Annotated in this window: 18 protein-coding genes, 1 pseudogene and 1 riboswitch; of the genes and pseudogenes, 11 read left to right on the forward strand and 8 right to left on the reverse strand. The window is 55.6% G+C overall.

Annotated features, from left to right (window positions below):
- Positions 1-65: 65 nt before the first annotated feature.
- The 3 genes from rsmF to yebS form a co-directional block, all read right to left on the reverse strand.
- Entirely contained in the window at positions 66-1,499 is a 1,434-nt protein-coding gene (gene rsmF / locus SIK97_RS22005; protein WP_071957332.1) for a 16S rRNA (cytosine(1407)-C(5))-methyltransferase RsmF, read from the reverse strand.
- 78 nt (positions 1,500-1,577) lie between these two features.
- A complete protein-coding gene (locus tag SIK97_RS22010) occupies positions 1,578-4,211 on the reverse strand; it encodes a PqiB family protein (protein WP_046878044.1) in 2,634 nt (877 codons plus the stop codon).
- Positions 4,180-5,463 (reverse strand): membrane integrity lipid transport subunit YebS, encoded by a 1,284-nt coding sequence (gene yebS, locus SIK97_RS22015; RefSeq protein ID WP_025106140.1) that lies wholly within the window; start codon positions 5,461-5,463, stop codon positions 4,180-4,182. The genes SIK97_RS22010 and yebS overlap by 32 nt, the downstream gene beginning before the upstream one ends.
- A gap of 132 nt (positions 5,464-5,595) precedes the next feature.
- Here yebS and SIK97_RS22020 point away from each other — a divergent pair, with 132 nt between their 5' ends.
- From SIK97_RS22020 to htpX, 4 genes are all read left to right on the forward strand, one after another.
- A complete protein-coding gene (locus SIK97_RS22020; protein WP_014229825.1) occupies positions 5,596-6,093 on the forward strand; it encodes a GAF domain-containing protein in 498 nt (165 codons plus the stop codon).
- 97 nt (positions 6,094-6,190) lie between these two features.
- A complete protein-coding gene (proQ, locus tag SIK97_RS22025; RefSeq protein ID WP_004852059.1) occupies positions 6,191-6,874 on the forward strand; it encodes an RNA chaperone ProQ in 684 nt (227 codons plus the stop codon).
- Between the two features lie 19 nt (positions 6,875-6,893).
- Entirely contained in the window at positions 6,894-8,942 is a 2,049-nt protein-coding gene (gene prc / locus SIK97_RS22030; RefSeq protein WP_047723566.1) for a carboxy terminal-processing peptidase, read from the forward strand.
- A gap of 237 nt (positions 8,943-9,179) precedes the next feature.
- The gene (gene htpX, locus SIK97_RS22035) at positions 9,180-10,061 is read left to right on the forward strand and encodes a protease HtpX (protein WP_014229823.1); all 882 of its coding nucleotides are present in this window, start codon (positions 9,180-9,182) and stop codon (positions 10,059-10,061) included.
- A gap of 72 nt (positions 10,062-10,133) precedes the next feature.
- Here htpX and SIK97_RS22040 read toward each other — a convergent pair whose 3' ends face one another.
- Positions 10,134-11,507 carry an MFS transporter gene (locus SIK97_RS22040; RefSeq protein ID WP_032750368.1) on the reverse strand — a complete coding sequence of 458 codons (1,374 nt, stop codon included), beginning with the start codon at positions 11,505-11,507 and terminating at the stop codon, positions 10,134-10,136.
- A gap of 177 nt (positions 11,508-11,684) precedes the next feature.
- Between SIK97_RS22040 and kdgR the strand changes: the two genes are divergently transcribed.
- Positions 11,685-12,476 carry a DNA-binding transcriptional regulator KdgR gene (gene kdgR, locus SIK97_RS22045; protein WP_004103314.1) on the forward strand — a complete coding sequence of 264 codons (792 nt, stop codon included), beginning with the start codon at positions 11,685-11,687 and terminating at the stop codon, positions 12,474-12,476.
- A 44-nt stretch (positions 12,477-12,520) separates the two neighbouring features.
- Here kdgR and SIK97_RS22050 read toward each other — a convergent pair whose 3' ends face one another.
- The gene (locus tag SIK97_RS22050; protein WP_032750366.1) at positions 12,521-12,760 is read right to left on the reverse strand and encodes a YobH family protein; all 240 of its coding nucleotides are present in this window, start codon (positions 12,758-12,760) and stop codon (positions 12,521-12,523) included.
- Between the two features lie 159 nt (positions 12,761-12,919).
- Here SIK97_RS22050 and mgrB point away from each other — a divergent pair, with 159 nt between their 5' ends.
- The 6 genes and pseudogenes from mgrB (at position 12,920) to rlmA (ending at position 17,196) form a co-directional block, all read left to right on the forward strand.
- Positions 12,920-13,063, forward strand: coding sequence for a PhoP/PhoQ regulator MgrB (mgrB, locus tag SIK97_RS22055; protein WP_002911375.1), 144 nt, complete (start codon positions 12,920-12,922; stop codon positions 13,061-13,063).
- Positions 13,064-13,137: 74 nt separating this feature from the next.
- Positions 13,138-13,428 (forward strand): YebO family protein, encoded by a 291-nt coding sequence (locus SIK97_RS22060; RefSeq protein WP_004103312.1) that lies wholly within the window; start codon positions 13,138-13,140, stop codon positions 13,426-13,428.
- A gap of 610 nt (positions 13,429-14,038) precedes the next feature.
- Positions 14,039-14,184 (forward strand): annotated as a pseudogene (locus tag SIK97_RS22065) (DUF2627 domain-containing protein).
- A 12-nt stretch (positions 14,185-14,196) separates the two neighbouring features.
- Complete coding sequence (cspE, locus tag SIK97_RS22070; protein WP_001062678.1) at positions 14,197-14,406, forward strand: transcription antiterminator/RNA stability regulator CspE; 210 nt, start codon at positions 14,197-14,199, stop codon at positions 14,404-14,406.
- 189 nt (positions 14,407-14,595) lie between these two features.
- Positions 14,596-16,341, forward strand: a complete 1,746-nt coding sequence (gene ftsI, locus SIK97_RS22075; RefSeq protein ID WP_047723571.1) for a peptidoglycan glycosyltransferase FtsI — start codon at positions 14,596-14,598, stop codon at positions 16,339-16,341.
- 60 nt (positions 16,342-16,401) lie between these two features.
- Positions 16,402-17,196: a 23S rRNA (guanine(745)-N(1))-methyltransferase gene (gene rlmA, locus SIK97_RS22080; RefSeq protein ID WP_047723573.1), complete on the forward strand. Its 795-nt coding sequence runs from the start codon at positions 16,402-16,404 to the stop codon at positions 17,194-17,196.
- 3 nt (positions 17,197-17,199) lie between these two features.
- Here rlmA and mntP read toward each other — a convergent pair whose 3' ends face one another.
- From mntP to SIK97_RS22095, 3 genes are all read right to left on the reverse strand, one after another.
- The gene (mntP, locus tag SIK97_RS22085) at positions 17,200-17,766 is read right to left on the reverse strand and encodes a manganese efflux pump MntP (RefSeq protein WP_014229818.1); all 567 of its coding nucleotides are present in this window, start codon (positions 17,764-17,766) and stop codon (positions 17,200-17,202) included.
- Positions 17,767-17,837: 71 nt separating this feature from the next.
- A riboswitch (yybP-ykoY riboswitch) is annotated at positions 17,838-17,992 on the reverse strand.
- Positions 17,993-18,190: 198 nt separating this feature from the next.
- Positions 18,191-18,649 (reverse strand): DUF986 family protein, encoded by a 459-nt coding sequence (locus tag SIK97_RS22090; RefSeq protein ID WP_004852044.1) that lies wholly within the window; start codon positions 18,647-18,649, stop codon positions 18,191-18,193.
- Positions 18,650-18,702: 53 nt separating this feature from the next.
- Positions 18,703-19,554, reverse strand: coding sequence for a PTS mannose transporter subunit IID (locus tag SIK97_RS22095; RefSeq protein WP_004103307.1), 852 nt, complete (start codon positions 19,552-19,554; stop codon positions 18,703-18,705).
- Positions 19,555-19,557: the final 3 nt, after the last annotated feature.

The following is a 19,557-nucleotide window of genomic DNA, read 5'->3' on the forward strand; positions in this document are numbered from 1 at the left end:
CATTTTTCAGCGTAGACAAACGGGCGTAAAGCGCCAGTGAAAAAATGCTGTTTTTCGACGCGCCATCACGCTTTTTTGCTAAAAAGCTTACCGTCACGCACCAGTTCGCGGGGATAGCTATTTTTTAAACGCGACCCGACTTTTTTCGCCAGCCCGATCGGCGCGCCCTGATAGGTGACAATCGCATCATCCTTCTGCGGGAGCGTTTCAGGATAGATATCGCGACCGCGATACCACTCTTCCGCTTCGGCTTCCGTCAGCGCCAGGGGAGCGGCCGGCGCAGCAAGCGCAATCACCGCTTCGTGCTGCCAGCGGTAGCCTTTGTTATGGGTTTCGGCGAGCCGGATGCCGATGCGGGAAAAGCGCACTTTGCCGAATAACGCTTCGAGCGCCTGTGGGAATAACCAGATTTCTTTATCGCGCTGCCAGAGCGTATGGTCGGCGGTCCACTGCAAACCGACGGCGGCGGCGGCGGCAATTACGGCGGCGGATTCGCGGGTTTTAAGCGGCGTGAAGGGGAATTTCCCCACTTTATAACCCGGCGCCGGGAGCGGATCGATGGCCGCGGTTTTACGTAAACGGGCGACGAAGAACCCTTCGCAGTCAAAAATTTGCGGGAAGACGTGCAGGAAGCCCTCCTCGGTGAGGGCTTCGCTGGCCTGCGGGAACAGTGAGCCGAGCGGCAAGACTTCTACCGCCTGCGGATAGCGCGCCAGCAGCCCGTTGACCACCTCTTCGTTTTCTTGCCGGTTCAGGGTACAGGTGGAGTAAACCAGCGTCCCGCCGGGGCGAAGGGCGTGAAACGCGCTGTCAATCAGCTCGTGCTGGGTTACCGCAATTTCCGCGTTGCTTTCCGGCGACCAGTTTTTCAGCGCATCGGGATCTTTACGTACTACCCCTTCGCCGGAGCAGGGGGCGTCGAGCAGGATCGCGTCAAAGCATTCCGGCAGCGCGGCGCCGAATACCCGACCATCGAAATGGGTCAGCGCCACGTTGCTGATTCCACAGCGGCTGATGTTGGCGTGCAGGACTTTAACCCGGCTGGCGGAATATTCATTGGCCAGAATGCCGCCTTCGTTACCCATGCGGGCGGCGATTTGCGTGGTTTTAGAACCCGGCGCGGCGGCGACGTCCATCACCCGCTTCGGCATCTGGCCGTCGGCAAACAGCGCGGCGACCGGCAGCATGGAGCTGGCTTCCTGAATGTAAAACAGCCCGCTAAGGTGCTCGGCCGTGCTGCCCAGCGGCAGGTCGTCTTCATCTTCACGCTCGATCCAGAAACCCTCTTCGCACCACGGAACCGGCGTGAGCTGCCAGCGGTAGGGGGCGACCAGCTGCAAAAAATCAGCCACCGTGATTTTCAGCGTATTGACGCGAATGCTTCGCCGCAGCGGGCGCTGGCAGGCGGCGATAAAGTCGTCGAAAGAGAGATGCGTCGGCATTGCCGCACGCATTTGAGCGAGGAATTCTTCAGGAAGATAGACAGCGTTTTGAGCCACGGGGAGCGCACCACAACGAAAAAAGGGGGCGTAGTTTACCATAAAGGCTCCGGCGGCGGACACCGGAGCCTGTTATGCTTAGCGCGGCAGGGCGGTGCCCCATTCGCGCCACTCTTTCGGTTCGCTCTCCAGCAGCAGGAAGTGTTTGCCATCCTGCGCTTTCGGCGCCAGCGGCGTACCCGGAGGCGTCGCAAACGCGATGCCGCCGCGAATGAACTGATTAAAGGTACCGGTTTTCACCACCCCGCCAATCAGGCCAAAGTCGAGGCTATAGCCGGAAGCCAGCCAGAATACCGAGTTGTTGCGCACCAGATACTGATAACGCTTGCTGATACGCAGCTGTACCATCACGCGATCCGACATCGAACCGAGCATCAGACCGGTCACCGTGCCGACTTCGAGCCCGCGGAACAGCACCGGCGTGCCGATACCCAGCGAACCCGCTTCCGGTACTTCGACGATAATGCTCAGGCCGTCGATATAACGTGAATCGCTGATCGTGGTTTCCTGAATTTCGAAATCACGGCGCGGCGCACCGCGTCCCGGCTCGACGTTGATATAGGCCTGGAAAAGGGTATCCAGATGTTCAACGCCCGCCGCAGATATCTGCGGCGTAATCACCGAGAAACGCGTCCCGGCGCGGGCAAAAGTATTGACGTATTCCGGGTAGAGAACCGCTTTCGCCTGCACTTCGTTTTTCGCGGTAATTAAATTCAGCGACTGGATCTGGCCAATATCAATCCCCAGGTAGCGAATTGGCATCCCTTCGGCGATTTTACCGGCGTCGAAGGCGTGCAGGGTTATCTGCCCACCCACCGCGCGGGCGGCGGTTTCTGACGCATACAGCACGCGTTTGTTATCGATCCGCGCGCTGGCGCTGGCGCCGCTGAGGTTATCAAAGCTAATCGCGCCCTTCAGCGCGCGGGAGAGCGGGGATGCCTGCACCGTCAGGCCGCTACCGTTAAGCCGCACTTTCGCGCCGCCTTCGGCCCAGAACACGCTGTTGCTGGTCAGCAGATGGCGATATTCCGGCTTGATATGGATATTGATCTCAAAGGCGTTCTTGCGCGGCTGCACGGTGATGATTTCCCCGACCGCAAATTTACGGTACAGCACCACGGAGCCTGCCTGCACGTCCGGCAGCGTCTCGGCTGAGAGCGTAAGCGTGGTGGTCGGCAGATCGCTCATACTGTTTTCCAGCGCCTTTTCCTGGTTCGCGTACAGCGGATAGCGGCTTTGCATCGCCCCTTTGTCGCCCGGGATAACGCGGATCCCGCCGCTGACCCATTCGCTGGCGCTGGCCCCGAGGAACTCCACGCCATCGATGCCGACTTTAACGTCGATGCGGCTGTTGACCACGAATTTGCTATCGCCGCGTACCAGAGAACGGTACTCCGGCATCACCGCCACCTGGAACGTGACGCCATCGGCGTTCAGCTTGCGTTCCAGAACCTGGCCAATCTGCACGCCGTGCAGAATCAGCGGCTGCCCGGCGTCGATGCCGTAGCTTTCCGGCGCGGTGAGCGTGACGGTCGCGACATCCGGCTCTTCCAGAATGGATTTATCGGCAGGCAGCACCGCAAACTGGTTGCGGGGTTCACCCTCGCCGGGGACCAGCTCGAAGGTGGTGCCGGTCAGCAGGGCGCTGACGCTGGGGTTATCCAGCGAGATTTTCGGCTTCTTCATCTGAATCAGCGTCTTCTCGCGCAGCAGGCTGACGACGCTCGGGTCGACGGTCATTTCGCCGGTCACTTTCCCGTCGCCATTGAGATTCAGCTTACTGAGCTGGCCGACCTCCAGGCCCTGGTACATCAGCGGCGTAGAGCCCGCTTTTAAGCCTGCACCATCCGGGAGATCCAGTTTAACCACCACGCCGCGCTGGCTGTGCGCCAGGTCTTCGTATAAGTGATAGTCCGTGTTTTGCTGAGCCTGTGGAGAATCATCCGGGGAATCAAAGGCGATAGCGCCGTTCACCAGCGCCGAGAGGCTGTCCAGCTGGACTTTCGCTCCGCTCAGGCTGACGTCCGCCTTCACGCCGGATACGTTCCAGAAACGGCTCTCTTTTTTCACCAGGTTGGTGAAACGCCGCTCGATCAGCACATCAATGGTGACGCCCTGATTGTTCGGATTAATGGCGTAGTCATATACCCGGCCGACCGGAATCTTACGGAAGTAGACCAGCGAGCCGCTGGTTAACGAACCCAAATCCGCTGACTTGAGATGAATCATCAGCTCGCCGTTGTTGATGTGGTACTTCGGCTGGGTATCGAGGGCGACAAAGTGATCCTCGGGCTCGCCCTGGCCGGGCATCATGCCGATATAGTTACCGCCCACCAGCGCATCCAGGCCGGACACGCCGGCAAGCGAGGCTTTCGGCGTTACCAGCCAGAACTGCGTCTCCTTGCGCAGCGCATCTTTCATATCGCCCTTGACGCTGGCGGAAACCTCAATTTTGCTCAGATCTTTACTCAGCGAGATGTTCTCCACCGTACCGACTTCTACCCCCTGATAGCGGATAGGCGTGCGGCCAGGAACGATACCGTTAGCGGACTGGAAGTCGATAACGATCGTCGTACCGCGATCCTGGTAGCTGGTCCATATCAGCCAGCCGGCAATCAGCAGCGCGATGACCGGCAGCAGCCAAAATGGCGAGATACGGCGTTTAGTTTTAATTTTGGCTTCAGTCGGCGAAGCGGGCGTTTCCTGACTCATGTGCGTCCCAAAGTAAGCGGCTGTCCAGCCATTCAACAGCAAGGATAGTTAATATTACCGCGGCGCCAAAATAGACTGCGGCGGGCCCCATCGTAAACGCGAGGAGCTGATCGCGGTTGATCAGCGACATGGTTAATGCGATGACAAAAAGATCCAACATAGACCAGCGGCCGATCCAGGTAATCAGCCGCAGTAGCAGGATGCGGGTACGTAATCCCTGTTCACACTTGAATTGTATGCTGACCAGCAGCGTAAACAATACAATTACTTTGGTGAATGGGACCAGAATACTGGCGATGAACACGACGCCGGCGATAGCGACGTTGCTGCTGGCCAGCGACATAATGCCGGAAAGGATGGTGTCATCCTGACGCGCGCCGTTGACGTAGATAATCGAGATCGGCAGCAGGTTGGCAGGCAGCAGGAAAACCATTGACGCAATCAGCGCAGCCCAGCTCTTTTGCAGGCTCTGGCGGCGTCTGTGGCGCAGGGGAGTGTGGCAGCGACGGCAGCGGCCGCGCGAATCGCGATGGCCGGTATAATGGCAGCCGAGGCAAACCTGCAGGTTTTCATCCGGCCGCAGCGCCGGGCGCTGGGGGTAAAAACGCTCCCAGAGCTCCTCAACGTTCATATGGATAAGCGTCAGGATACTGAGCAGAGTGAGGGAGATATAGGCGATAAGCCCGATGCCCGGCTGCAGGAAGGCGTAATCCTGCACCTTAATGGAGGCGACGCCGATGCCGACCAGGTAAATATCCAGCATCACCCACTCTTTGAGCCGCTCCAGCATCAGCAGTATCGGGCGCAGATTCATGCCCAGCACGTTGCCCAGCCACAGATAGGCGATTGAGACCACCAGCAGCACCGGCGCCACGACCGCGCAAAATAGCACCATCGCCGCCGTGAGCGGATCGCCCTGGCCGGTCATTTGCCAGATGCCCTGAAGGACGTTAGCGTCGATACGCACGCCCAGCAGATGCAAACGCAGCAGCGGTTCGCTCCAGGCAAAAGGCATCAGCAGCAGCATCGCGATTGCCATGCTGCCCAGCCGGGTAAGCGACCAGTCGCGGCCATCGCGCACTTTGGCGTTGCAGCGGGGACACCAGGCGCTTTGATTCTTTTTTAGGACCGGTAAACGAAACAGCAGGTCGCACTGCGGACAGCGCTGATAGTGAGCGTGCTCAACGGGGGCGCTGACCGAGTAGACGACCATTTTTTTTGCTGGCGTAATCCTGGGTGTTTTTAGTGGCATTTATAGCTTACAGAAATGAGTGTATCTCTCTATCTTAACTCAGGAATGAATTCATCTTGAGCATGAATGCATTTAAAGCTTATTTTATTAGGCTGTAAGTGTAAGGTAGTAAGACAACTAAGCGACCAAATAATGAACAAATCAGAATTCTACGCGGATTTGAACCGCGATTTTCAGGCGTTAATGGCAGGCGAAACCAGTTTTCTGGCGATGATTTCAAATACCAGCGCGCTGCTGTTCGAGCGGCTGACCGACGTGAACTGGGCCGGTTTCTATCTTCTGGAAGGTGACACGCTGGTGCTTGGCCCGTTCCAGGGCAAGCTGGCCTGCGTGCGGATTCCGGTCGGACGCGGCGTATGCGGGACTGCCGTCGCGCAGAATCGCGTGCAGCGGGTAGAGGATGTTCACGCGTTTGATGGGCACATCGCCTGTGACGCCGCCAGTAATTCGGAAATTGTCTTCCCGTTACGGGTGAACAATCAAACTATCGGCGTCCTGGATATCGATAGCACGGCGCATTCCCGCTTCACCGCTGAAGATGAGCAGGGACTGGCAGAACTGGTCGCGCATCTGGAAAAACTCATTTCTGCGACTGATTATCAAAAAATATTCACCCGCGTCGCAGGATAATCAACGGATAACGTAGCATTTACCGATGACGTCATTATAATGACGCCTGTTCATGCCTGCGGCTTGTTGGCTACGTCCGTTGTAATCAGGAAATTTCATGGAAAATCAACCTAAGTTGAATAGCAGTAAAGAAGTCATTGCGTTTCTGGCCGAACGTTTCCCTCAGTGTTTTAGCGCTGAAGGCGAAGCTCGCCCCCTGAAAGTCGGTATTTTTCAGGATCTCGTTGAGCGCGTTGGCGGAGAGATGAATCTCAGCAAAACCCAACTTCGCGCTGCTTTGCGTCTTTATACTTCGAGCTGGCGCTACCTGTACGGCGTTAAGCCTGGCGCAGTCCGCGTTGACCTTGATGGCAACCCGTGCGGCGAACTGGAAGAGCAGCACGTCGCTCATGCCCGTCAGCAGCTTGAAGAAGCAAAAGCCCGCGTCCAGGCGCAGCGCGAAGCGCAGCAGGCCAAAAAACGCGAAGCCGCTGCCGCAGCAGGCCAGCCGGAAGAGGGGGCACGTCGCGAGCGTAAACCGCGTCCTCAGCCTCAGGCGCGTCGTAAAGACGGCGCTGAGCAGCGTAAACCTCGCCCGGCAGCAGCAGCCAAAGCGCCGCGCGAAGAGCGTCATACCCCTGTATCAGATGTGTCTGTATTGACCGTTGGCCAGGCACTGAAGGTGAAAGCAGGCAATAATGCAATGGACGCCACCGTCCTGGAAATCACCAAAGATGGCGTTCGTGTACAGCTGACTTCTGGTATGTCAATGATTGTACGCGCAGAACACCTGGTGTTCTGAAACGGAGGCCGGGCCAGGCATGAACAAATTCTTTAAGCTCACCGCGTTGGCGGGCCTGCTGGTAATCGCAGGCCAGTCGTTCGCCGTGGACGATATCACCCGGATCGATCAAATCCCCGTGCTGAAAGAAGAGCCGCAGCACGCGACGGTGAGCGAGCGCGTCACATCGCGCTTTACCCGCTCTCACTACCGGCAGTTCGATCTTGATAATGCCTTTTCGGCAAAAATTTTCGATCGCTACCTGAACCTGCTCGACTACAGCCATAACGTGCTGTTAGCCAGCGACGTGGCCCAGTTTGCCGCGAAAAAGAATCAAATCGGCGATGAGCTGCGCAGCGGGAAGCTGGACGTTTTTTACGACCTGTATAACCTGGCGCAGAAGCGTCGATTTGAGCGTTATCAATATGCATTGAAAGTGCTGGAACGTCCGATGGACTTTACCGGCAATGACAACTTCAACCTTGACCGCAGCAAGTCTCCCTGGCCGAAAGATGAGGCCGAACTGAATGCGCTGTGGGACGCCAAGGTGAAGTTTGATCAGCTCAGCCTCAAGCTGGCTGGCAAAGATGATAAAGAGATTCGCGAGACCCTAACCCGTCGCTACAAGTTTGCCATTCGCCGTCTGGCGCAAACCAATAGTGAAGACGTTTTCTCGCTGGCGATGACCGCCTTTGCGCGTGAAATCGATCCGCATACGAACTATCTCTCTCCGCGCAATACCGAACAGTTCAACACCGAAATGAGCCTGTCTCTCGAAGGTATCGGCGCGGTACTGCAGATGGATGACGACTACACGGTGATTAACTCACTGGTGGCCGGTGGTCCTGCGGCGAAGAGTAAATCCATCAGCGTGGGCGACCGTATCGTTGGCGTTGGCCAGCCGGGTAAAGGCATGGTTGATGTCATCGGCTGGCGTCTTGATGATGTCGTGGCGCTGATAAAAGGTCCCAAGGGCAGCAAGGTTCGTCTGGAAATTCTCCCGGCGGGTAAAGGCGCGAAAACGCGGATTGTGACCCTTACGCGCGAACGCATTCGTCTTGAAGACCGCGCGGTTAAGATGTCAGTCAAAACCGTCGGCAAAGAGAAGGTTGGCGTGCTGGATATTCCGGGTTTCTATGTTGGCCTGACGGACGACGTCAAGGTTCAGCTGCAGAAACTGGAGAAACAGAATGTTAGCAGCATCGTTATCGATCTGCGCAGCAACGGCGGCGGGGCGCTGACCGAAGCGGTTTCGCTTTCTGGCCTGTTTATTCCATCCGGCCCGGTTGTCCAGGTTCGCGATAATAACGGTAAGGTGCGTGAAGACAGCGATACCGACGGCGTGGTGTACTACAAAGGCCCGCTGGTGGTGCTGGTCGACCGTTTCAGCGCCTCGGCTTCTGAAATTTTCGCCGCCGCGATGCAGGACTATGGCCGCGCGCTGATCGTCGGTGAGCCGACCTTTGGCAAGGGGACCGTCCAGCAGTATCGTTCGCTGAACCGCATTTACGATCAGATGCTGCGCCCTGACTGGCCGGCGCTGGGGTCCGTACAGTACACCATCCAGAAATTCTACCGTATTAACGGCGGGAGTACTCAGCGCAAGGGTGTGACGCCGGACATCATGATGCCGACCGGAACCGAAGAGCGTGAAACCGGCGAGCAGTATGAAGATAACGCGCTGCCGTGGGATAGCGTCAATGCGGCAACCTTCGTGAAGTATGGTGACCTGACGCCGTTCGGAGCCGAGCTGCTGAAGCGCCACGATGCGCGTATCGCCAAGGATCCTGAGTTCCAGTACATCATGAAGGACATTGCTCGCTATAACGCGATGAAAGATAAACGCAACATCGTCTCCCTGAATTACGCGCAGCGTGAAAAGGAGAATGAAGAAGATGATGCGATTCGTCTGGCCCGCGTTAACGATCGCCTGAAACGCGAAGGCAAGCCGCTACTGAAAAAGCTGGAAGATCTGCCGAAGGATTACCAGGAGCCTGACCCGTATCTTGATGAAACGGTTCATATTGCGCTCGACCTGGCCCATGAGGAAAAGGATCGGCCAGCGGTAGAGCCTCCGGCCAGTAAATAATCCCCCAACGGGCACACTAAGTTGTGCCCGTTTTTCTTTCTCGCCTTTCCCAACGTTCATTGCCTGATTTCAACAAAATGTCAACGCTTTTGCCCAGCGTCAGCAATATGCTACAAAATGTAAAGTTGTGTCTTTCTCGTGACTTAGCGGGGCCTGATGGTTGAAAATTGGCGTTCTACCCATACCATGTGGGTAATCGCATAGTGCGTTTTGTTAAATCGAGGTTAAAAGAAAATTATGATGCGAATCGCGCTTTTCCTGCTGACCAACCTGGCAGTGATGGTGGTGTTCGGGCTGGTGCTGAGCCTGACGGGAATTCAGTCAAGCAGCATGACCGGGCTGCTGATCATGGCCCTGTTGTTTGGTTTCGGCGGCTCAATCGTTTCGCTGCTGATGTCGAAATGGATGGCGCTGAAATCGGTGGGTGGGGAAGTCATTGAGCAGCCGCGTAACGAAACCGAGCGCTGGCTGATGAATACCGTCGCGCAGCAGGCGCGTCAGGCGGGCATCGCTATGCCGCAGGTCGCTATCTACCATGCGCCGGATATTAACGCCTTCGCGACCGGCGCGCGCCGCGATGCGTCGCTGGTGGCGGTCAGTACCGGGCTGCTGCAGAACATGAGCCGTGATGAAGCGGAAGCGGTTATCGCCCATGAGATTAGCCACATCGCCAACGGTGATATGGTTACCATGACGCTGATCCAGGGGGTAGTGAACACCTTCGTTATCTTTATCTCGCGCGTTATCGCGCAGATTGCGGCGGGCTTCCTCGGCGGCAACCGCGATGAAGGTGAAAGCAGCAACGGCAACCCGCTGATCTACTTTGCGGTCGCCACGGTGCTGGAGCTGGTATTTGGTATTCTGGCCAGCATCATCACCATGTGGTTCTCCCGCTACCGCGAGTTCCATGCGGACGCCGGTTCAGCGAAGCTGGTAGGGCGTGAGAAAATGATCGCCGCGCTGCAGCGGCTGAAAACCAGCTATGAGCCGCAGGAGGCCAGCAGCATGATGGCGTTCTGCATTAACGGCAAAGCGAAATCCATGAGCGAGCTGTTTATGACTCACCCGCCGCTGGATAAACGTATTGAAGCCCTGCGCAGCGGCGAATACCTGAAATAACCGTCGCGCCTGGCCCTGAAAACAAAAATCCGCAACCTTCGGGCTGCGGATTTTTTTATGCCGGTTTTTGCGTTACAGCCTGACGCGCGGCTGCGTGACGCGTAGCCCGCTGACGGCGGCCGCGACGACGGCAAACGTTCCGGCCAGCAGAAGCGCGGTGTGGGTTCCGCTATTGCCCAGCAGGTTAAACAGCAGCGCCACCAGCGCGGCGCCAGTGCTCTGTCCAAGCAGGCGCGCGGTCCCCAGCATGCCGCTTGCGCCGCCGCTGCGATGAGCCGGCGCTGACGAGACGATGGTGTGATTGTTGGGGGACTGGAACAGGCCAAAGCCCGCGCCGCAGAGCGCCATTCGCCAGATAATATCCAGGTCCGACGGCGCGGAGGGCAGTAAAGCCAGGCCGAACAGGCCGCAGGCCATGATGATTAGACCCATCGCGCCCAGCAGCCCGGCGTGAACTTTCTCAATCAAATATCCCGCCAGCGGCGCCATGACCATAGTGGCCAGCGGCCACGGCGTCAGGAGCAGACCGGTTTCCACCTCGCTACGCCCCATCATTGACTGCAGGAAGAACGGCAGCGAAACCATCGCCAGCATCTGGGCGCAAAAAGAGCATATCGACGTACAAATTGACAGAGAGAATAGCGGAATGCGCAGCAGGTCAACCGGCAGCAGGGGGACCGGCATTTCGAGCTGGCGGCGGACAAAAAAGAACCCGACGACCAGCATGGCCATAACCTCCGCCGCAACCAGCGCGCCTGACTGGCCCTGAGCGAACCCGCCGAGGGCGGTAATCAGTAAGCCAAAAGTGAGGGCATTCATGATGGCGCTCGGCAGGTCGAAGCGGGTGACCTTGCTGCGGCCGGTGTTAGCAGGCAGATAGCGCATCGCGAGAAGCAGTGAAATAATCCCCAGCGGAACGTTAATCAGAAACAGCCATTGCCATGAAGCCATTGAGAGAATCGCGGCGGCGATGGTCGGCCCCGCCGCGGAGGAGACGGCCACCACGAAAGAGTTGATCCCCATCCCGCGGCCGAGAAAGCGCTGAGGATAAATCAGGCGAATCAGCGCGGTGTTCACGCTCATCAGCGCCGCGCCGCCGAGCCCCTGCGCCACGCGCGCCAGGGTCAGCATTTCGAGGCTTCTGGAGAGCGCGCAGGCCAGTGAGGTAAAGGTAAAAAGCACCAGGCCGATTTTATAAATACGCCGGTAGCCGACCATATCGCCGAGGAAAGAGAGCGGCAGCAGCGCGATAACGATAGCGATTTGGTAGGCATTAACTATCCAGATTGAAGAGGCCGGGGATGCGTTTAAATCGCTGGCGATGGTCGGCAGGGCGACGTTGGCGATAGCGCCGTCCAGCACCGCCATCGCCAGGCCTAATACAATGGTCAGAATGGCGCCGTAACGCTGCGGTAAAGGCAGCCCATCGGAGATGTTTTTATCCATGTGAAGTCTGTATCTTATCGGGAACTATTAACTGGTTAATAATTTTAGCATTGATTATTCAGCGGCATGTCGCAGATTTGTAACGAATCGGCAGAAGAACGATTGCGGGTAACGGGATGCGAATTTATAATAAAAACCGGTTCTAATTTTTATAAAACAGTTGCGATGAGGTGATAAATGGCAGTTGCAGATTTGGATAAACAGCCAGATTCTGTCTCTTCGGTATTGAAGGTTTTTGGCATTCTGCAGGCGCTTGGCGAAGAGCGTGAAATTGGCATTACCGAACTGTCCCAGCGCGTCATGATGTCAAAAAGCACCGTTTATCGCTTTTTGCAGACCATGAAATCGCTGGGATACGTAGCTCAGGAAGGTGAGTCCGAGAAATATTCTCTGACCCTGAAACTCTTCGAACTTGGCGCGCGGGCTTTGCAGAACGTTGATTTGGTGCGCAGCGCTGATATTCAGATGCGCGAGCTTTCACGCCTGACGAAAGAGACCGTCCACCTGGGCGCCCTGGATGAAGACAGCATTGTTTACATCCACAAAATCGACTCAATGTACAATTTGCGCATGTATTCGCGCATCGGGCGTCGTAACCCGCTGTACAGCACCGCGATCGGTAAAGTGCTGCTGGCCTGGCGCGATCGTGCCGAGGTTGAGCAGATTCTGGAAGGGGTGGAGTACAAACGCAGCACCGACCGAACTATCACCAGCACCGAAGAGCTGCTGGCGGTTCTCGATAAGGTCCGCGAGCAGGGGTATGGCGAAGATAACGAAGAGCAGGAAGAGGGGCTGCGCTGCATCGGGGTTCCGGTTTTCGACCGCTTCGGCGTGGTTATCGCGGGTCTGAGTATCTCTTTCCCGACGCTGCGTTTCTCGGAAGAGCGCCTGAACGAGTACGTCGCGATGCTGCACACGGCGGCGCGTAAAATTTCAGAACAGATGGGCTACAACGATTATCCGTTCTGACCTTGTGCGTAAATCGGGCTACAGCGTCTGTAGCCCGATCGTGACTAGCCGTTATCGACTATCGTGGCGCTTTTTCGCAGGATAGGGCAATCGGTAATGCCGATAATACCGCTGCTGGAATGAACATATTGTGCGGTACTGATGCCGCGAGCCGTGAGATATTTACACTGCAATCCCAGCCCCCCGGCATTCTCGCTGCTGCCCATTAATACGCCGTAGCCGCTTAATAATACGCCAATCCACAAGATAGCCAGCACCACAATGGTACGAATGATCAATCGCATTGTTGCCTCATTATTTGTATTATCCTTGCGTCCATTCTGGCATGAACATCGTTTGAAACAAGTCTATGATTCCTAAACTTGCCTTTCGTATTACAGTTAGCCGCGGTTTAAGAAGGTCATGTTATCCTGGCGACATCTGGTACTGATGCGGAGTGTGGAGTGAAAAAATTACGCTGGGTTTTGCTGATAGTCATCATCGCAGGTTGTTTACTGCTATGGACTCAGATGCTTAACGTAATGTGCGATCAGGATGTACAGTTCTTCAGCGGCATCTGCACTATCAATAAATTTATTCCCTGGTAAGACATTTTTAATATGACTGATTTTCTTCTGCCGCGCGGGTGGTAGAATAAACGCCTTCTCTTTGAGGTGGTGAAATGAGTGAGTTACTAAATCCTGGGATTGTAAGCCTGGCATCCGTGGCGCTTTCAGTTGTGCTGTTGCTTGTCGGCCTGTTGTTATGGTTTTTTGTTAATCGCGCCAGCTCGCGCGCTAATGAGCAGATAGCGCTGCTGCAGGCGCTGCTGGATCAGCAAAAGCGGCAAAACGCGCTGCTGCGCCGTCTCTGCGAGGCCAATGAGCCAGAGAAGGAGAGTGCCGCAGAACCTTCCATCGCCGAGAAGGGGAAAGGCGACGACGACTTCATTCGTCTGGTCGCAGAGCGCTAATCTGATTGTCAGGTGTACATCGTGACGGTGTGCACCTGTATCTCCCCCGGTGTATAACTTATACTTATCGATAATTTCTCTTCCGAACGTAAACCTGCCCACCGGCAAGCGGAGGCGGCGCGTTTATGCTCTCTTTAATTAGTTTGTTTAATTCATCAAATAAAAGAACAGGAAAGACCTGACTGTCATCAGGCGTTCATTATTGCGGTGAAGTATAGTCAATATTTTAACTACTTCAATTAACGCGCTTCGATATTATGCCATGGGCCGGTAAAGCAATTTTTCAACTATCGATATGAGCTTTTAAATGCATCTTTATGCAATGCTTTCTGACTCCCCCTAAAATTGGCAGTTTGGCTCTACGCGGGGCCCGGCAAGCTGAAATCATTGAGCAATGGCGGATAAACTCCCAGGCAGGGGGCCGTCTCAGCGGCGCCAGCGCGGGGGGAGAAGGATAAGCCAGAGGAAGCAAAGTCGCATAAATGTGCAGGTGATCAAATGATTCCCTTATAATTTGTGCGAGCGATCGAGAGCCGTCTAAAAATGGCTTGCCATTATTTACGTAGTATGTGATAACACGTTTCGGGTTAAACGAGGTACAGTTCTGTTTATGTGTGGCATTTTCAGTAAAGAAGTCCTGAGTAAACACGTTGTCGTTGAATACCGCTTCTCTGCCGAACCTTATATTAGTGCCTCATGCAGTCATGTGTCAGTTTTATCTATGTAAGTGCCCCACGGGCGAAGAAAACAGTCTAAGGAATTTTGCAAATGGCAAAGATTAAAGGTCAAGTTAAGTGGTTCAACGAGTCTAAAGGTTTTGGCTTCATTACTCCGGCTGATGGCAGCAAAGATGTGTTCGTACACTTCTCCGCTATCCAGGGTAACGGCTTCAAAACTCTGGCTGAAGGCCAGAACGTTGAGTTCGAAATTCAGGACGGCCAGAAAGGTCCAGCTGCAGTTAACGTAACTGCTATCTGATTTAGACCACTGAATCTTGTAAGAAAGCCTCGCAGCCGCGGGGCTTTTTAGTCTTTATTGCAAATCATGTCATTTTTCCTCCCTCTGTTGCGCTTTGTTGCAAAACAACATCCTTATTAGCACTGTTTAGCAACCTGTTTTGTATATATCTGTTAAATCAGGTGGTTGCAAAATAATGATGGAGCTAAGGTGCAAAAGAACAAACTTAAGTCGGCCGCCAACTTTACCCCTCTGCGGTTTGGGTTGTTATGCGTGGCCATTCTTTGCTGTATGGGTCTGCTGCTGGCCCGGGTAGGCTGGCTGCAAATTGTCTCTCCCGACAATTTGGTTAAACAAGAAGATATGCGCTCCTTGCGCGAAGAGCCTATCGACGTGCAGCGCGGCATGATTAGCGATCGCGAGGGCCGCCCGCTGGCGGTTAGCGTGCCGGTGAGCGCCATCTGGATCGATCCGCAAACAACTCTCGCAAAAGGCGGCGTCGGATATGGCCCGCGCTGGCAGGCGATGGCGCAAGCTTTACACCTCAACCTTAGCGAGCTTGCCCATCGCGTGCAGGCGCATCCTCATGCGCGTTTTCTCTATCTGGCGCGCCAGATAAACCCGGAGCAGGCGGAGTGGATCGACAAGCTGCACCTGCCGGGGATTAATCTGCGCGATGAGTCGCGTCGTTTTTATCCCGCGGGGCACGTTGCGGCTAATCTGCTGGGCTTTACCAATATCGATAATCAAGGAATCGAGGGGGTAGAGAAAAGCTTTAATGCCCAGCTAACCGGTCAGCCCGGGCGTCGCCTGGTGCGCAAAGACCGGCACGGCAACGTCATCGAAAATATCACCGAAGTCCCGGCGGTCCCGGCCCACAATTTGCAGCTCAGTATCGATGAGCGTCTGCAAACGGTGACCGAGGACGCGCTGGATAACGCCGTGCGCTGGAACAAAGCGGAATCAGGGGCGGCGGTATTAATTAAAATTGATACCGGGGAAATCCTGTCGATGGCCAGCTACCCCGATTTCAACCCTAACAATCGCGATGACGCGAAGCTGGATGATTTCCGCAATCGCGCGATTAGCGATACTTTCGAGCCGGGGTCGACGGTTAAGCCGCTGGTGCTGATGACCGCGCTCCAGCAGGGCATTGTTCAGCCGGATAGCGTGGTGGATACCCATCCGTTTACCCTCGATGGTCATCGTATTCGCGACGTCGGTTACTACCCTGAGCTGTCCCTCACCGGCATTCTGCAAAAATCCAGCGATACCGGCGTTTCACATTTGTCGCTGGCCATGCCGATTCAACATCTTATCGATACCTATAAAGCGTTCGGTTTCGGCGACTCTACCGGTCTGGGATTAACCGGTGAAAGCGCCGGGCTGATGCCGCAGCGTCGCTACTGGGGACAGCTGGACCGGGCGACATTCGCCTTCGGCTACGGCCTGATGGTTACGCCGCTCCAGCTGGCGCACGTTTACGCAACTATTGGCAGCTACGGTATTGAGCGTCCGCTATCGATCACGCGTATCGATCCGCCGGTCATGGGCACCCGAGTGATGCCGGAGCAGATTGTGCATGAAGTCGAACATATGATGGAGAGCGTTGCCTTGCCGGGCGGCGGGGGCACAAAAGCGGCGGTGCGCGACTATCGGGTGGCGGTAAAAACCGGTACCGCCAAGAAAATTGGCCCTGACGGGAAATATATCGACAAATACGTGGCCTACACCGCAGGGGTGGCGCCCGCCAGTAACCCAAAATTTGCGCTGGTAGTGGTGATGAACGACCCCAGCAACGGTTCGTATTACGGTGGGGCAGTGTCGGCGCCGGTATTCAGCCAGATCATGGGCGATGTCCTGCGCCTGGAAAACGTGATGCCAGATGGGATGCCGCAGGGTTCTGAAAACCTGATCGTCATGCATCATGACGGCATGCTGCCGCCTGCGCTGTAACGGTGGCCTGGAGGGGCGAATAGCGCTACACTTTCGCCCTTTCAGCACACCGGAGTTGCCATGTCTTACAGTTGCCCACTTTGCCACGCGCCGCTTGAGCGCCGCGATAATAGCTTTATCTGCCCGCAGCGGCATCAGTTCGATCTGGCGAAGGAAGGGTACGTCAATTTACTGCCGGTGCAGTTTAAGCGCTCCCGCGATCCGGGCGACAGCGCTGAAATGATGCAGGCCCGGCGGGCGTTTCTCGATGCGGGTCATTATCAGCCGCTTCGCGACGCGATCTGCGCTTATCTGCACACTTTCGCTCCGACCGATTTACTGGACATCGGCTGCGGGGAAGGCTACTACACGCACGCTTTTGCCGCCATCGCCAGCCGCAGCTGGGGTCTGGACGTGTCGAAATCCGCTATCCGCGCGGCGGCAAAACGGTACCCGCAGGTCAACTTTTGCGTCGCCTCCAGCCAGCGTTTACCGTTTGAGGATGCAAGCCTGGATGCGATAGTACGTATTTACGCCCCCTGCAATGCCGTTGAGCTGGCGCGCGTTGTCCGCCCCGGCGGCTGGGTCATCACCACGACGCCGGGGCCTCGTCACCTGATGGAGCTGAAAGGGTTGATATACGACGAAGTGCGTTTGCACGAGCAAAACGCGGAAGAGATGGCAGGGTTTACGCTACGTCACCAGCAGCAGCTGGCCTATCCGATGCAGCTTAACGGCAGAGAGGCGGAAGCTTTACTGCAAATGACGCCGTTTGCGTGGCGGGCTAAGCCGCCGGTTCGGGAAGCGCTGCGTCAACAGGTGGGATTTGGCTGCCAGACCGATTTTGCCATTCACTGCTGGCAGCGCGACGCCTGAGGATCAGCCGGCGAAATGGCTCCAGAGGATCTGGGCGCCGATGCCAATCAGCACGATACCGCCGAGGATTTCCGCCCGTTTGCCGAGCAGCGGGCCGATAAAACGTCCCACCATCATACCGAGCGTCGACATTATCAGCGTGGCGCAGCCGATTGCCAGCGCGGTGGCGATAATGTTGACCTGCAGAAACGCCAGGCCAACGCCGACGGCCATGGCGTCAAGGCTGGTAGCGAATGCGGTGGTCACCAGCAGCCAGAAACCGTGGCGTCGCGGAGTTTCGCAGTCGTCGTCGTTGCCGCCGCGAAACCCTTCGATAACCATTCGACCGCCGAGAAACACCAGCAGCACAAAGGCAATCCAGTGGTTCCACTCGAGAACGAACTGGCTGGCAAGCATCCCCATTCCCCAACCGACCAGCGGCGTGAGCGTTTCGATAGCGCCAAAGATAAGACCCGTACGCAGGGCTTCAGAAAATTTAGGTTTATGGAGAGTGGCGCCTTTGCCAATAGAGGCCGCGAAGGCGTCCATGGACATGCCGAAGGCAAGAAGAATTGTAGCGGATACATTCATGAGAGCGTCCTGACCGGGGATAATCCATATGACACATCGCCGCCCCCAGTAAAAATACGCAGCCCATCCTGAAGATGAGGCGCCGCGTACAGCAGCGATGCGTCTATGGTCTCGCCTGATTGAAGACGTTCTTCTTCAACCCGTACGTGCCACGTTTTGCAACGAGTATGTTGACACGTACATTTTCTGGCAGGCAGAAAATTGGCTACTCCCCAACGACGGGCGCAACCTTAACATAATTTTAGAATATAAAACAATAACAGAGTCAGGTTATTTTGCTAACCAAATGATAACGATTTTCATTTAAATTTAGAAGTGAATAATTCGTTAATAAATATCGGCGAATTAAACGAATGGAATATAGCCGCGGCTATATTCCATTCGCCGGGGAATGACAAAATATAGCGCAGGCTATATTTGTAACTCATTGAGTTGAAATGAGAAGTTTGTATATTTTTTCCAGGTCGTCGATATTTTGTACGCGAATTAGCAGGCGACGCTGCTCTAATTGCATGACCAGCACGCCATCTTCCGATAAATTCATCTCTTTAATACGCTTATATTCGATCCAGATATTGGCGAAAAAAAAGCCTTCTTTTTTGAAGATGATTTTGGGTGAACGGATCCAGAAAAGATATAACCCCATCAAGGCCAGGGCAGATAATAGCCAGGTGGTGATAAGTTCGCCCTGGCTGGCAATATTGTTATAAATCAGGATAGCAATGAGGCCGACGAAGATAATGCCATCGACGCGATTGCGGCGGAGCAGGGGGATAGCCAGCAAAACGGGGCCATTGCGACGCGGCATGATGAACTGATCGTAAATCGCAAACGCGAGCAGAACGAGAATAAACAGGATTAACACCAGGTCCGTGATTGTCATCCATCCTCCAAATAAAAAAGCCGGGGGCAAGCCCCCGGCGCACAGCGTGTAGATTACTGGCCCAGCAGGCCGACAGCGTAGCCCGCGATACCGATGACGAAGAAGCCAACGATGATCCACAGGGCGTTAACTTTCTTGCGCAGCAGCCACATACAGGCGAAGGTCAGCAGCAGCGGCACCAGGCCCGGCATCAGCTGGTCAAGGATAGTCTGCACGGTGGTCACGCGCGTCTGGCCATCCTGACCGGTGATGGTGGAAACCACCAGCGGGATGTTCACGTGCGTCCACTTGTTAACCAATGCCCCCATGACAAACAGGCCGAGAATTGACGCCCCCTCGGTCAGTTTCTGCAGGAAGCCGCCGCCCATATCTTTAACGATATCGATACCTTTACGGTAACCGTACGCTACGCCGTAATAACGGGTCAGCAGACGCACCGCGTTAAACAGGATAAAGAACAGCAGAGGCCCGAGCAGACTGCCGCTCATGGCGATACCTGCGCCCAGCGCGGCGAACACCGGACGAACGGTACCCCAGAAGATAGGGTCGCCCACGCCGGCCAGCGGGCCCATCAGACCAACTTTGATACCGTTGATAGCACCATCGTCGATCTCTGCGCCGTTAGCACGCTGCTCTTCCATCGCCAGCGTTACGCCGAGAACCGGCGCCGCAACGTAGGGATGGGTGTTAAAGAACTCAAGGTGACGCTTAATCGCCTGTTTACGCGCATCGTTGTTCTCCGGATACAGGCGACGAATAGCCGGCACCATGGAGAAGCAGAAGCCCAGCGCCTGCATACGTTCGAAGTTCCATGAACCCTGGAACAGGTTAGAACGAATGAACACGCCACGAATATCACTCTGAGTCAGTTTTTTCTCGGTGGTATTTTTAGTCATATCAACCATTTC

Source organism: Klebsiella sp. JN_Kp126, assembly GCF_033843325.1.
GTDB classification, from domain to species: Bacteria; Pseudomonadota; Gammaproteobacteria; order Enterobacterales; family Enterobacteriaceae; genus Klebsiella; species Klebsiella michiganensis.

Excerpts from the sequence above, each read along its gene's own strand:
- SIK97_RS22010 (WP_046878044.1), bottom strand. The coding sequence starts at position 4,211 with ATGAGTCAGGAAACGCCCGCTTCGCCGACTGAAGCCAAAATTAAAACT.
- yebS (WP_025106140.1), bottom strand. The coding sequence starts at position 5,463 with ATGCCACTAAAAACACCCAGGATTACGCCAGCAAAAAAAATGGTCGTC.
- SIK97_RS22020 (WP_014229825.1), top strand. The coding sequence starts at position 5,596 with ATGAACAAATCAGAATTCTACGCGGATTTGAACCGCGATTTTCAGGCG.
- proQ (WP_004852059.1), top strand. The coding sequence starts at position 6,191 with ATGGAAAATCAACCTAAGTTGAATAGCAGTAAAGAAGTCATTGCGTTT.
- prc (WP_047723566.1), top strand. The coding sequence starts at position 6,894 with ATGAACAAATTCTTTAAGCTCACCGCGTTGGCGGGCCTGCTGGTAATC.
- htpX (WP_014229823.1), top strand. The coding sequence starts at position 9,180 with ATGATGCGAATCGCGCTTTTCCTGCTGACCAACCTGGCAGTGATGGTG.
- SIK97_RS22040 (WP_032750368.1), bottom strand. The coding sequence starts at position 11,507 with ATGGATAAAAACATCTCCGATGGGCTGCCTTTACCGCAGCGTTACGGC.
- kdgR (WP_004103314.1), top strand. The coding sequence starts at position 11,685 with ATGGCAGTTGCAGATTTGGATAAACAGCCAGATTCTGTCTCTTCGGTA.
- SIK97_RS22050 (WP_032750366.1), bottom strand. The coding sequence starts at position 12,760 with ATGCGATTGATCATTCGTACCATTGTGGTGCTGGCTATCTTGTGGATT.
- SIK97_RS22060 (WP_004103312.1), top strand. The coding sequence starts at position 13,138 with ATGAGTGAGTTACTAAATCCTGGGATTGTAAGCCTGGCATCCGTGGCG.
- cspE (WP_001062678.1), top strand. The coding sequence starts at position 14,197 with ATGGCAAAGATTAAAGGTCAAGTTAAGTGGTTCAACGAGTCTAAAGGT.
- rlmA (WP_047723573.1), top strand. The coding sequence starts at position 16,402 with ATGTCTTACAGTTGCCCACTTTGCCACGCGCCGCTTGAGCGCCGCGAT.
- mntP (WP_014229818.1), bottom strand. The coding sequence starts at position 17,766 with ATGAATGTATCCGCTACAATTCTTCTTGCCTTCGGCATGTCCATGGAC.
- SIK97_RS22090 (WP_004852044.1), bottom strand. The coding sequence starts at position 18,649 with ATGACAATCACGGACCTGGTGTTAATCCTGTTTATTCTCGTTCTGCTC.
- SIK97_RS22095 (WP_004103307.1), bottom strand. The coding sequence starts at position 19,554 with ATGGTTGATATGACTAAAAATACCACCGAGAAAAAACTGACTCAGAGT.